We start from the raw sequence: 12,810 nt of genomic DNA on the forward strand, positions 1-12,810 counted from the left end.
TCAGTAGAGCAGGCTCGCGAGACGGCCGCGGGCGGCGGCGACCCGCGGATCCGCAATCCCCACGACCTCGAAGAGTTCGAGCAGGCGTTCGCGGATCGCGGCGCGATCATCGCTCTCAGCGCTTTCGGCGAAGAGTTCGAGCAGACGCAGGAAGGCGTCCTCAACATGCCCACCCGAGACGTCGAGGTCGGCGACCCGCATCTGCGCCGCAACATCGCGCGGAGCCGCCGCAGCCGCGCTTCGGATCTCATCGACGGTGAGCCCCTGCAGCCGCTGCAGCAAGCGCATCTGCACGAGCGCGGCACGGGCTTCGGCGTCGGCTGGGGCCTTCGCAAGCACCGCTTCCCACTCCGCTACCGCCGCGGCGTAGTCGCCCCGCTCGGCAGCCTCTACCGCAGCACGGTGCGCCTCAGGAATCTCGGGTTCCACAGGACCAGCGGGCGTCTGCTCGCCTTCAACGCCGCCTTGATCCGGCGCACTCACGCGACCGACCACCCCATGCTGCTCGGCCAGCTGCACCAGCTGCACGAAGAACTCGCGCACCTGCGCCTCGGGCACGGCTCCCTGGAACAGGGGCACCGGGCGGCCCGCAACGAGCGCCACCACAGTGGGAATCGACTGCGCCTGGAAGGCCTGCGCCAGGCCGGGATTCGCGTCGACATCAACCTTCGCGAGCAGCACCCGACCTTCGAGTTCGCGCGTGATCTTCTCGATCACGGGGCTCAGCGTCTTGCAGGGCTGGCACCATTCGGCCCACAGGTCGAACACCACAGGTACCACCGACGACAGCTGCGCGATCTGCTCGAACGTGGCGTCGGTGACGTCGAGCACGAGCGAAGGCACGTCGACGGTCTGGGCCGCCGCCTGAGGCTGGCCCGCTGCCGCCGCGCCTGGCTGACCACCGGGCGCAGCCTGGCCGCGAGCTGCGAGATGGCTCAGGTCGACTCCGCCACCGGGAATGCGGGCGGGCATCTGCTGGGTCATGTCTAGTTCCTTACTCCTACGAGTTCGCTGGTCACACCGAGCAGCTGGATTTTGCTTCCATCGGTTTTGCTGGGTACGAAGAAGAGCAGCTGGTGGGCGACCTCTTGCACCAGGCGCCCCTGCTCACCCGACAGGCCGGAGAGGGCGGTGACCGCCCCGTTGGCCTGCGGCTTGTAACGGCCACCCGCAGCGTCGACGATCTGCTCTTCGATTACCGTGGTCGCGACGAGGGCCCCGCCCACGCCTGTCGAAAGCGCGACAGGCTCTTCGTCGCCCTGACGGGCCGCAACCGAATAGGCCATGGTCTGGCCCTTCGCGTCCGACTGCGCCTGAGCCTGCTCGGCGAGGGTCTTGCCATAGTGCTGCAGCAGGGGGTCATCGGCAATGTCGAAGGCCTCCGCCTCTGGCACATCGGGGCCTCCCTGCAACACGGCCGCGAACTGCGCGCCGACCTCGCCCGGAGGCAGCACCAGCGACTCGATATCGTTCGCGAGCAGCGCGGTGCCCTCCTCAGCCGGGGCGGCCTGCGGCATCGAGATGCCGCCGCGCAACGCAATCACACGCGAAACCTGGTAGTTCTGCTGCGGAGTCTCCTGCGTGAGCACGAGGGCAAGCGAGGGTGACGCCGCCGGGGTCTCACCGTCGGCATTCTCAGCGCCCTGCTTGTTTGCGTCTTCGCGCGAGGAGGCCACGGTAACGAACAGGGTGCGGGGCCACGACTCAGTGCTCTGCACGAGCTCGTAGTCGAGCTCTTGGTCGGTGATGCGCGGGGGCACCACGCTGTAGTCGGGCATGCTGGCCCTGATCTTGTAGTTCGCAGTGCGCTGGGCCAGGGCGTCTCCGGTGAAGCGTTCACTGAGGATGTCGGCGCTGAGAGCGTCGTCGGCTTCGTTCGCCACGGCCGACACACGCTCCACGATACGGTCGAGCTGACCGTCTGTGACAGGAACAGGCGCAGCCGAAGACGGCGTGGGAGCCACCGTTTCTTGCTCACTCGAGTTCGAGCCGGGCTGCGGCCAGTAGCTGGGCGAGCAGCCGGTGAGACCCACCAATGCCGCGAGCCCGAGAGCCGGAATCGCGAAGCCACGCCGCAGCCGCGAGCGGCGCAAGGAGCGCATCGACGCGGTGCCGCTTTCGGGCTTTGCTGGATCAGAGGAGGCGGATCCGCCACCCTCATGAAGCTGCGCCTCACCGCTGTCACGACCATCCGGGGCAGCGGCAGCGCCGCGAGCGGGCCTGCCGAATGCATTGCGAATGCCCTGCAGCGGCCCACGACGGCCACGCCGCGGGCCGAGACCGCGACGGTTGTGATCAATCGCGAGCAGGTAGAGCACGCCTCCGAGCACCGCAAACAGCGCACCGCCCACGAGCAACGGGCCAGCCCAGGGAGTGTTGCGATCCTGCACCCACACGAGCGAAACGTCAGAAGGCACAGGATCCTCCCCATTCGAGGCGATCAGCACAGAATGGTCGGCGTCGAGCGCGACCGGCACCCGCAGCGTGCTGGCATCGGCGCTCTGCCCGTCATCGTCGATGGAGCGCTCTTCGAGCCACAGATCGCTGCCGCGCGGATCGATCGGCTCGGGTGCAACAGCCTCGCCACCCTCTTCCGGAGCGTCAACCACGGCCGGCGCGATGAGCGCACTCAGCAGGCGCTTCTGCTTCGTATCGACGCTGAGTTCGGCGTGCAGGTAGGGTTCGACCCAGCCCTCGACGTCGCGAGTCTGACCGGTGGCAACAAATCCCTGCCCACCCTTCAACACGATATTCGCTTGCCCCGGCACCTTCGCAAGCTCGGAACCGTCGACAAAGGCATAACCGGCCTCGGAATTGGTCTCGATTGGAAAGCTGATCTCGGACGGGCCTGCAAGAAACGTGCGCTGGCCGATGCCCAGCAGCAGCAGAACACCGGAGATCACCAGCGCTGCGATCGCGAGCACATATCGCACGGGGGCTCCTATCCACGGATGACGGCGCTCGACCACCCACCGCAGACGGCGACGGGCGTATCGAGCGCGACTCTTCACCACAACGCTACCGGAGCTTCCTCGAAGCGGCATGGGTGCGACCCGAGCAGCTCAGAAGTTGGGGGGCTGCGACCGCGGGCAGCAAGCGAAACCGATCGGCCGGTTTCTCAATTCGACTCAATGTTCATCCGACTCCACCCGAGGGTGATTTTTCCCGGTTCTCGGTTCACCCTGCCGGTGGGTGCGATAATCTGGACCTCATTCTCCGTGCCGACCCAGCCGCCCCGTCGGGCCCGCACGATCTCGTACGATTCCCGGAGGCCACGTGTCCGAATCAGCTCAGCAGTTCTCCCCTGCCTTCCGCGGTTACAACCGCGAAGAGGTAGACGAGCGCATCGGCTCACTCACCGGCCACATCACCACGCTGCAGTCGCACCTCGAATCGCTGCAGTCGGCGCACCAGCAGGCCACGCATGTCGGCCAGGAGCAGCGACAGCTGATCGCCGAGCTGCAAGACCAGGTCGCCGAACTCGGCGCCACCGGCTACTCCGGGCTCGGGCTGCGCGTCGAGAAGAGCCTCAAGATCGCCGAGGATCACGCCCAACGCCTCATGGCACAGGCCGACCTCGACGCCGAGAAACTGCGTCGCTCCTCAGAAGAAGAAGCCAAGCGGGTGCTCACCCAAGCGCAGAGCCGGGCCGACGAGCTGCTCGCCTCCGCCTCCGAGCAGGCCGAGATCATCATCACAGGTGCGCGCACCGACCTCGCCGAGCAGACCGCCGCTGCCAATGCTGAGCGTGAACGCCTCGTGGCAGAGGCGCGCCGCGACTCAGAGCTCACCCTCAGCTCAGCCGCTCGCGAAGCCGAAACCCAACGAGAAACCGCTCACCGTGACGCGCAAGCCGAACTCGCGGCAGCCCGCGCAGAAGCGGAGCGGCTCACCGCAGACGCGCGAGCCGCAGCGAATGAGCTGCGCGCCGAGACGGAGCGCCACGCTGAGGCATTCGACAGGCAGAAGGCCGAGAGCGAGCGCGAGGCAGAACTCGAGCGCGCCAGGCTCGTGCAGGAAGCCGAGCGCGCCCGCGCCGAGTTCGAAGCCAAGCGCCAGCGCGAAGAGGCAGAACTCGAAGAGCGCTACACCGAGCGTCAGCGCGAGCTGGAAGGCCGCCTCGACGCTGAACGACGCGCCCTCACCACCGAGATGGAGACGCTGCGGGGTCGCATCGCCCAGGAGCGCGCGGAGCACGACGAAGCCATCGCAGCTGAGCGCGAAGCGCACGAGCGCCGCATCGCCTCAGAGCAGCAGACCCACGCCGAGCGCATCACGCAAGAGCGCGCCCAGCACGACGCCGCCATCGCGCGCGGCCTCGAAGCACAGCAGGCTGAGCTGACAACGCTCGCCGAACAGGGCGCACGCGAGCGCGCCCGCGCCGATGAGAGCGCTGCTCTCGACCGCGCAGAGGCCCAGCAGCGCCTCGAAGCGGAACTTGCAGCGGCGAGCGAGCGGCAGGAACAGCAACTGCGGCAAGATCTTGAAGCCCACCAGGCACGGATCACCGCCGAGCGCGAGGCTCACGAGCAGTCGGTGCGCGAGGAGCGCGACGCTCACGACGAGTCGATGCGTGCCGAGATCGTCTCGCATGAGGCCCGACTGAAGAACGAGCGCGATGCCCAGGAGGAGCGTCTGTCGGCAGAGCTCTCGGCTCACGTTTCCCGTCTCGCTCGGGAACGCGAGACGCACGAGCAGGCCATCACGCAGGAACGTGAGACCCACGATCGTGAGCTCGCCGGTGAGCGCGAAGAGCACGAGACCCGCATCAACCGCGAGTCGGACGCCCACGCGAACCGCATCGCCCAGGAGCGCGCCGAGCACGAGGCCCGCATCGCCCAGGAGCGCGCCGAGCACGAGGCCCGCATCGCCCAGGAGCGCGAAGAGCACGACGCCGCCATCGCGCAGGAGCGTGAAGAGCACGAAAGCCGCATCGCCCGCGAGCGTGAAGAGCACGAGGCCCGCATCAACCGCGAGTCGGAGGCTCAGGCAGGCCGCCTCGCCGATGAGCGGGAGCTGCAGGACCGCGAGCTCGCGGCTCAGCGCACCTCGCAGCAGAACCTTCTCGCGACCGAGCTCGAAGCGCATCAGGCCCGGATCACCCGCGAGCGTGAAGCCCACGAGAACCGCATCGGCAGCGAACTCGCCGGCCATCAGGACCGCCTGATCGCCGAGTGGGAAGATCACCGCGGCCGCATCGATGCTGAACGTCAGGCGCACGAGACCGAACTCGCAGACGAGCGCGCGCAGCAGGAGAAGCAGCTGGCTCGCCAGCACGAGGAGCACCGTGCACAACTGGCCGATGAGGCCACCGTGCACGCTGAACGGCTTGCCTCGCAGCTGCGCGAGCACGAGCAGCGCATCGCCGATGAGACCACCGCGGCAGAGGAACGGCTGCGGATCCAGCGCGAAGAAGCTGCCGAAAGCCTGGGGCTGCAGCGCGAGGAGCTTGAGCTGCAGGTGGAGCGCGAGCGGGCGAAGCTTGCGGCCGACATTGCGCGCGAACGCGAGGAGCTCGATCGAGCACTGGCGGCGGCCCGCGCTCAGCACGAGGACGACCTGCGCCGCGAGCGCGAGGCTCAGGCTGCCGCGATCGAGCGCGAGATCGCGGCGAAGCGGGCCGAGGTCACCGAGGAGACCGACCTGCTGCGCACCGACACCGTCGCTGAGCTCGCTGAGCACCGCGCCACGGAGGAGGCGCGTCTCGCGCAGCTGCGCAGCGAAACCGAGGACGCGGTGCGCGCCCTGCGCGAGCAGATCGACGCAGACACCCTCGAATTCAGCACATCTGCGACACAGCAGCGCGAAGCTCTCGAACAGGATCTCGCTGCACGCCAGCAGGAGGCCGCCGAGGCGTCTCGCCGAGAGATCGAGGCCACCCGCGCCGAGCTGTCGGCACTGCGCGAGCAGCTTGAGGTGGGACGCGCCGAGTACGAGCGCATCACCACTGAAGCCGCCCAGGACGCGCGCAACGTGCGTGCCGAGGCAGAGCGTCACGCCGCTGAGATCATCGTCGAGGCCGAGCAGCGCGCTCAGACCACCTTCGCAGCCGCCGAAGACCGCGCGACGAAGGTGCTCGCCGCTGCCGAGGACCGCATGACCCAGCTGAAGGTCGAGCGCGGCGCCGTGGCCCGCTACTTCGAGAGCCTGGGTGAGGTGCTCACCAACGCGCAGAAGATGAGCAGCGTCGCGGGCCGCGTGGTTGAGCAGCCGCTCACGCCCGCCACCGATGAGGCTCCCCAGCAGGGCGCAACCGGGGGCGAGCAGGCGTGACGCTCACCGCTGCGGCTGACGGTTCAGCCCTCGGCAATCCGGGACCTGCCGGCTGGGCTTGGGTGATCGACGGTGAGCAGTGGCGGGCTGGCGGATGGCCGCGCGCCACAAACAATCAGGGCGAGCTCATGGCCGTGCTCGATCTGCTGCACGCCACCGCTGAACGCGCCGACGAGCCGCTCCTGGTGCTCTGCGACAGCCAGTACGTCATCAATTCGCTGACGCAGTGGATGGCGGGCTGGAAGCGGCGCGGCTGGCGCAAGGCCGATGGCAAGCCGGTGCTCAATCGTGAACTGCTCGAACAGCTCGACGCTGCGCTCACGGGGCGTGACGTGCGCTTCGAGTGGGTGAAGGGCCACGCCGGTCACCCACTCAATGAGGCGGCGGATCAGCGCGCTCGTGCTGCGGCGCTCGCGTTCCAGGCGGGCAGGCAACCCGACCACGGGCCGGGCCTCGGCGGTGCGTCGAAGCCGACGCCTGAGGTCGATGTGGAGGCGCCGCCCGCTCCCCCGACACTGTTCTGAGCGGGGCTTACGAGGGCTCGCTCAGGCCGACTGCCAGCAGTAGCTGTGGTAGTGGCGTCTGTCGCGCACGGCTGCTTCGTCGCCGAAGAAGTGTTCGGCGTTCCAGGCGACGATGTGCGCCTGCCCCGGGGGCACCTCATTGGCGCAGATCGGGCAACGGTAGCTTTTCTCCGCACGGTGCGCCGGAATCTCCCGCACGAACCATTCCTCGCCGCGGCGAGTTTCTCGTCGAGCGCCGCCGTACGCGAGGCGGGTGACATCGCGGGGCGGAGTTGCGGCTGCGCGAGCGTACTTGTTGACGCGCCTGCTACGCGCCACGCTGCGATCCTGCTCGCCGCCCCAGCTTCACCGGTGACTCACCACCAGTGGTTGGAGGTCCAGAAGGCGTAGGCCCCAGCCCAGCTGCCGTACCGCCCCACCGCGTACCCGTTCGCCCATCGCAGGTTGTCGACGGGGTTGTAGCCGCTGCCGGGCACCTTGCTGCACGGGTTGGCCTGGATCAGACCGCAGGCACCCGAGCTGGCGTTGGTGGCGTTGGGGTTCCAGCCACTCTCCTTGGAGGCGATGTAGTCGACGTAGCCCCAGTCGCTCTCGGCGATCCCGGCGGCCGCCATCCACTCGGCCGGCGAGCCGCCGCCGGTGTACCGGGGTGGGGCTCCCGCTGCCGTCTTTGCAGGCGACGATGCTTCTGCGGCCTTCTTCGCAGCGGCGGCTGCTTCTTCAGCTTTCACACGCTGCTGCTCATCCTGGGAGAGCTCGGCCGGCACCTCGGCGTAGACGAGATCGGCTTCAGGAGCATCGCTCGGCACAAACTCCTGGTGGATCCGCTGTTGGAAGGCCATAGATTCTGCATCGGCGGGGGCACTCGGCATTGCCAGCGGAGCCACGACGGCTCCCCCGAAGATGCCGGCAACCGCGATCACCGCGACGGGAACCTTCAGACGGGACCAGCGGGACACAGAGGCGGAGGCGGAGTTCACGGCAGACACAATGTAACGATTCTATCTCAGACTGTCGGGTCGTTCAATGAAAATGGCGGATCCGGTGGCACAGACCGTGCATCACCGCGTGGCGAGAATCAGTTCGACAACCGCATCGAGCAGGGCGTCTACCTGATCTTCGTCATAGCCGCGCCACTGAGAATGAAAGACGACATCCCGCACTTCAGCGGGAGACAGACCGAGCTCACGCCGCTCAAACATGTCGAAGACCCTGTCGAGAAACGCATCGACCTGTGAGCGCCGATATCCCGTGGCGAACAGGCCGCGCCGGCGGAATCGCTTGCCGCGGGGCCGCTGCATGCGGCCCCGCACCTCGGAGAGCAGCTGGCGGGTCTCATCCCACCAGGCCTCCTCACCATCGGCGCGCACCCGAGCCCGGCGTTCACGCTCGAAGAAGACCTCTTCAAGGCGATCCATGGCTGCGTCGACGTAGCGCGAGGCGTAGCCGCCGCGTTTCACAGCGAAGGCGGTACGACGCACCTCGTCAGCCGTCAGAGGCTCTTCGCCTGCGCCCTCGTAGGTTGCGCGAGCCCTGTCGAGAAATGCGTCGACCTGCTCAGGCTGATAGCCGAGCTGGGATCCGGTGGCAGTGGGGAATGACGCGTGCACCGCACCATTCTTGCGGACCGAGCGCGCGGGCTGCTGTGAAGGCTCTGTCATCACACCACCCCCAGCGCCAGTGCCACGCCGTAGACTCCGACAGCCGATGGCAGCAGGGAGTCGAGACGATCGAGGAAGCCTCCGTGCCCCGGAATCCACGAACTCATATCTTTCACTCCCAGGTTGCGTTTGATGAGCGACTCCGTCAGATCACCCATCGTCGCGGTAAGCAGCACCACCACGCCGAGAATGATTCCGACCCACCAGGGCTGCTGCAGCGCGAACACGGACACCCCGACACCCGCGGCCGCAGCGACGATCGCTGCGCCGGCGAAACCTTCCCAGGTCTTGTTCGGGCTGATCCTCGGCGTCATCTTGTGCTTGCCAAGGGTCACACCGGCGGCATACGCACCGACGTCGACCGAGACGACCACGAGCACGAGCGCGAACACCCACCACTCTCCCCCGTCGGCGGCCACGAGCAGCACCGCAAAGGACGCGAGAAAGCCGACATAGACCAGGGTGAACAGGCCAGAGAAGACATCGCGCACCAGCGTTCGCGGCGGAGTCTCCCAGGCGGGCACCAGACCTTCGATCAGGCGCCACACGGTAAGCAGGGCCGAGCCGGCGAACAGCCCCAGCAGCATGCCCTCGGCACCCCAGAAGAAGGCACCGCCCACCACTACGAGCCCGCCGAGCACCACGCCGATCCGCGGCACTCTACGACCAGAAATTCGGAAGGCCGCAGCAAGCTCAACGAGAGCCACAGCCACAATCGCCGCGACGAGGAGCACGAACACCTGCTTCACCAGCAGCAGGCTCGCAAGGAAAATCCCAGCGAACACAAGGCCGGAAAGCACCGCGAAGAACAGGTTGCGGCCGGCCCGCGCCTCGATTCTGGCATTCGTCGCTTCGAGCTGCGCGCGCTTGCTCTCGAGCGCGCTGCGCAGCTCGTCGCGTCGGTCAGAGCCGGTCATGGAGACTAGACCTCGAGCAGTTCGGCTTCTTTGCGCTTGAGCGCCTCATCGACCTGATCGATGAACTGCTTCGTCACCGATTCGAGCTCCTTCTCAGCGCGAGCCACCTCGTCTTCACCGATCTCGCTCTTCAGCGCATCGAGATCGTCTTTGCCGCTGCGGCGCACGTTGCGGATCGCCACACGCGCATCCTCGGCACGCCCCTTGACGATCTTGACGAACTCCTTGCGGCGCTCCTCGGTCAGCTCGGGCAGCGACACACGGATCACGGTGCCGTCGTTGTTCGGGTTCGCGCCAAGGTTCGGCATGTCGCGGATCGCCTGCTCGATATCCTTCATTGCACCCTTGTCATAGGGGGTGATGATCAGACTGCGGGCGTCCTGATTCTGCACCGACGCGAGCTGCGACAGCGGGGTGGGCGTGCCGTAGTAATCGACCTGCACGTTCTGCAGCAGCGAGGGATTGGCGCGGCCGGTGCGCACCGTGGCGAAGCCCTCCTTCGCGGCCTCGACAGCCCGGGTCATGCGGTCCTTGACATCGACGAAGACCTCTTCGATCACGGTGCTCTCCTTCTGAAACCTTCTGAAAACGCTCTGATACCAGCTTAGCGGTGCACCAGGGTGCCGAGCTGCTTGCCGCGGATCGCCTCGGTCACATTGCCAGCCGGCTCCATACCGAACACGCGCATCGGCATCCCGTTGTCCATGCACAGGCTGAACGACGTCGAATCGACCACCTTGAGACCGCGCACGAGCGCGTCGTTGTAGCTGATCTCCTCGATGAGCGTCGCGTTGGGATCCTTGTTCGGATCTGCGGTGTACACACCGTCAACGCCGTTCTTCGCCACCAGCACCTCATCGGCGTGGATTTCGAGGGCACGCTGCGCAGCAACGGTATCCGTTGAGAAGTAGGGCAGGCCGGCACCCGCACCAAAGATCACCACGCGCCCCTTCTCAAGGTGGCGGATCGCGCGCAGCGGGATGTACGTTTCGGCAACCTGCGTCATGGTGATGGCCGACTGCACCCGGCTCGACACGCCGGCCTGTTCGAGGAAGTCCTGCAGAGCGAGCGCGTTCATCACCGTGCCGAGCATGCCCATATAGTCTGCGCGGGCGCGGTCCATGCCGCGCTGCGAGAGCTCTGCCCCGCGGAAGAAGTTGCCACCGCCGACAACGACAGCCACCTCGGCGTCGTCCATCGCAGCAGCGATCTCGCGGGCGATCTGACTGACTACATCGGGGTTCACCCCGAGCGTGCCACCACCGAAGGCCTCCCCCGACAGCTTCAGCAGCACTCGGCGCTTGCGTGCGGTCTCAGTCATAGGGGTTCTCCTTCGCTCGGTGGTCTGGTAGGTAGCTTATGGGGTGGCTGCTGGACGCAGCATAAGGGCCCGGGTCGCAATTGCGACCCGGGCCCAGGAAGACGCTTAGGCGCCGACCTTGCTGCGGGCGAAGCCGGTGACGGTGATGCCGGCGGCGTCAGCCACCTTCTTGACCTCGCGCTTGTCGGCGTCGAGAGCGTGCACCTGCTCGTTGAGCGCAACCTGCTTGAAGAACGCGGTGAGGCGACCCTCAACGATCTTCGGCAGAGCAGCCTCGGGCTTGCCCTCGTTCTTCGAGATCTCGGTGACGATCTCGCGCTCCTTCTCTACGTCGGCCTCGGGCACGTCTTCACGGCTGAGGTAGACGGGATCGGCGAACGAGATGTGACGCGCGATGCTGAGAGCGGTCTCTGCGTCGTCGCCCTCGTACCCTACGACCACGCCGATCTGCGGGGGCAGATCCTTCGAGGTCTGGTGCAGGTAGATGGAGGTGGCGGGTGCCTCGACACGCGAGACCTTGCGCAGCTCGATGCGCTCACCGATAACGGCAGCCTCATCGGTGATCAGCTCGGCAACAGTCTGGTCGCCGGCGGGAGCCGCAAGGGCTTCCTCGGCGTTCTTCGCACCGGCGGCGACCACGGCGTCGAGCACGCGGTCGGCAAGCGCGAGGAACTTCTCGTTCTTCGCAACGAAGTCGGTCTCGCAGACGAGCTCGATCATCGTGGCAGCGCCTTCGCTCTGCTTGGCAGCGACGAGGCCCTCGCTCGCTTCGCGGTCGCCGCGCTTGGCGACGCCCTTGAGGCCCTTGAGACGCAGGATCTCGATCGCCTTCTCGATGTCGCCTTCAGCTTCGACGAGCGCGTTCTTGCTGTCGACCATGCCGGCGCCGAGACGGTCGCGCAGTTCCTTCACAGCGGCCATGCTCACTGCAGCCATGTGTGACTCCTTCTTCTGTCATCCTGCGCCCCGCGAGAGAACGCGGGGCGCAGGAACATCAAACGTTGTGGTGTGGGCTTACTCGGCGGCGGGGGCCTCGGCGGCGGGAGCCTCCTCGGCGGGCGCCTCAGCAGCGGGAGCCTCCTCGGCAGCAGCCTCGGTGGTCTCGGCGGCAGCGTCGGTGTTCAGCAGCGCGACCTCCCACTCAGCGAGGGGCTCAGCAGCAGCCTCAGCGCCCTCGGCGGGCTTCTGGTGGCGCTCCATGAGGCCCTCGGCCACGGCGTCGGCAATCACGCGGGTGAGCAGAGCCACCGAGCGGATCGCGTCGTCGTTGCCCGGGATCGGGTAGGTGACCTCGTCGGGATCGCAGTTGGTGTCGAGGATCGCGATGACGGGGATGCCAAGCTTCTGCGCCTCGTCGATGGCGAGGTGCTCCTTCTTGGTGTCGACGACCCACAGAGCGGAGGGGGTCTTGCCCATGTTGCGGATGCCGCCGAGCGACTTCTGCAGCTTCTCGAGCTCGCGCTTCTTGAGCAGCAGCTCCTTCTTGGTGAAGCCGCTGGTGGTGCCCTCGAAGTCGAGCTGCTCGAGCTCCTTCATGCGCTCGAGGCGACCGGTGACGGTCTGGAAGTTGGTAAGGAGGCCGCCGAGCCAGCGCTGGTTCACGTAGGGCTGGTTCACGCGGGTCGCCTGCTCGGCGATCGCTTCCTGTGCCTGCTTCTTGGTGCCGACGAAGAGCACGTTGCCGCCGCGGGCGACGGTGTTCTTCACGAAGTCGTAGGCGGCATCGATGTAGCCGAGCGACTGCTGCAGGTCGATGATGTAGATGCCCGAGCGCTCGGTGAAGATGAAGCGCTTCATCTTCGGGTTCCAGCGGCGGGTCTGGTGCCCGAAGTGGACACCGCTGTCGAGCAGCTGACGCATGGTAACGACGGCCATTGCCGTTCTCCTGTTCTGCGCACCCTAGGGGCACGCGCTTGCGGTTGTTATCGGTCGCGGATGCGACCAGATCCTGGTGCCCCGGGCTCAGCCGCCCCGTGACGTGTGAAACACACGAACGGAGACCGTCGGCTTCGCTCCGCTGTGCGGGCACGCGAAGTCACCTCTTCCGAGATGCATCGTCAAGTGTAGCATCCGCGCTCCGGCATACTCCGCTCACAGCCCGCCGAATACATCGA

The 12,810-nt window shown here is 66.9% G+C and carries 12 protein-coding genes; 2 read left to right on the forward strand and 10 right to left on the reverse strand.

Annotated features, from left to right (window positions below):
- Entirely contained in the window at positions 1-984 is a 984-nt protein-coding gene (locus WFI54_RS02540) for a tetratricopeptide repeat protein (protein ID WP_336651221.1), read from the reverse strand.
- A gap of 2 nt (positions 985-986) precedes the next feature.
- Positions 987-2,933, reverse strand: a complete 1,947-nt coding sequence (locus tag WFI54_RS02545; protein ID WP_336651222.1) for a glycosyltransferase — start codon at positions 2,931-2,933, stop codon at positions 987-989.
- A gap of 343 nt (positions 2,934-3,276) precedes the next feature.
- Here WFI54_RS02545 and WFI54_RS02550 point away from each other — a divergent pair, with 343 nt between their 5' ends.
- The gene (locus WFI54_RS02550) at positions 3,277-6,273 is read left to right on the forward strand and encodes a hypothetical protein (RefSeq protein ID WP_336651223.1); all 2,997 of its coding nucleotides are present in this window, start codon (positions 3,277-3,279) and stop codon (positions 6,271-6,273) included.
- On the forward strand, positions 6,270-6,797 hold the full coding sequence (locus WFI54_RS02555; RefSeq protein ID WP_336651224.1) for a ribonuclease H family protein: 528 nt from the start codon (positions 6,270-6,272) through the stop codon (positions 6,795-6,797). Before WFI54_RS02550 ends, WFI54_RS02555 begins: the two co-directional genes overlap by 4 nt.
- Before the next feature lie 21 nt (positions 6,798-6,818).
- On the opposite strand, the gene WFI54_RS02560 is transcribed toward WFI54_RS02555, so the two are convergent.
- The 8 genes from WFI54_RS02560 to rpsB all read right to left on the reverse strand — a co-directional run bounded on the left by WFI54_RS02560 (position 6,819) and on the right by rpsB (position 12,571).
- Positions 6,819-7,115, reverse strand: a complete 297-nt coding sequence (locus tag WFI54_RS02560) for an ATP/GTP-binding protein (RefSeq protein WP_336651225.1) — start codon at positions 7,113-7,115, stop codon at positions 6,819-6,821.
- A 38-nt stretch (positions 7,116-7,153) separates the two neighbouring features.
- Entirely contained in the window at positions 7,154-7,756 is a 603-nt protein-coding gene (locus WFI54_RS02565) for a transglycosylase SLT domain-containing protein (protein ID WP_442918454.1), read from the reverse strand.
- Between the two features lie 102 nt (positions 7,757-7,858).
- Positions 7,859-8,407: a DivIVA domain-containing protein gene (locus tag WFI54_RS02570; RefSeq protein ID WP_336651227.1), complete on the reverse strand. Its 549-nt coding sequence runs from the start codon at positions 8,405-8,407 to the stop codon at positions 7,859-7,861.
- Positions 8,408-8,457: 50 nt separating this feature from the next.
- Positions 8,458-9,375 (reverse strand): phosphatidate cytidylyltransferase, encoded by a 918-nt coding sequence (locus WFI54_RS02575; RefSeq protein ID WP_336651228.1) that lies wholly within the window; start codon positions 9,373-9,375, stop codon positions 8,458-8,460.
- A gap of 5 nt (positions 9,376-9,380) precedes the next feature.
- On the reverse strand, positions 9,381-9,899 hold the full coding sequence (gene frr, locus WFI54_RS02580; RefSeq protein ID WP_442918453.1) for a ribosome recycling factor: 519 nt from the start codon (positions 9,897-9,899) through the stop codon (positions 9,381-9,383).
- An 80-nt stretch (positions 9,900-9,979) separates the two neighbouring features.
- Positions 9,980-10,696, reverse strand: a complete 717-nt coding sequence (gene pyrH, locus WFI54_RS02585; RefSeq protein WP_336651230.1) for a UMP kinase — start codon at positions 10,694-10,696, stop codon at positions 9,980-9,982.
- 105 nt (positions 10,697-10,801) lie between these two features.
- Positions 10,802-11,632, reverse strand: coding sequence for a translation elongation factor Ts (gene tsf, locus WFI54_RS02590; protein WP_336651231.1), 831 nt, complete (start codon positions 11,630-11,632; stop codon positions 10,802-10,804).
- Positions 11,633-11,710: 78 nt separating this feature from the next.
- Positions 11,711-12,571, reverse strand: coding sequence for a 30S ribosomal protein S2 (rpsB, locus tag WFI54_RS02595; protein WP_336651232.1), 861 nt, complete (start codon positions 12,569-12,571; stop codon positions 11,711-11,713).
- Positions 12,572-12,810: the final 239 nt, after the last annotated feature.

Origin of the sequence: Leucobacter sp. MMO-125, assembly GCF_037148395.1 — a bacterium.
GTDB lineage: Bacteria > Actinomycetota > Actinomycetes > Actinomycetales > Microbacteriaceae > Leucobacter.

Coding starts and splice junctions, on each gene's coding strand:
- WFI54_RS02540 (WP_336651221.1), bottom strand. CDS start 984: ATGACCCAGCAGATGCCCGCCCGCATTCCCGGTGGCGGAGTCGACCTG.
- WFI54_RS02575 (WP_336651228.1), bottom strand. CDS start 9,375: ATGACCGGCTCTGACCGACGCGACGAGCTGCGCAGCGCGCTCGAGAGC.
- frr (WP_442918453.1), bottom strand. CDS start 9,899: ATGACCCGGGCTGTCGAGGCCGCGAAGGAGGGCTTCGCCACGGTGCGC.
- pyrH (WP_336651230.1), bottom strand. CDS start 10,696: ATGACTGAGACCGCACGCAAGCGCCGAGTGCTGCTGAAGCTGTCGGGG.
- tsf (WP_336651231.1), bottom strand. CDS start 11,632: ATGGCTGCAGTGAGCATGGCCGCTGTGAAGGAACTGCGCGACCGTCTC.
- rpsB (WP_336651232.1), bottom strand. CDS start 12,571: ATGGCCGTCGTTACCATGCGTCAGCTGCTCGACAGCGGTGTCCACTTC.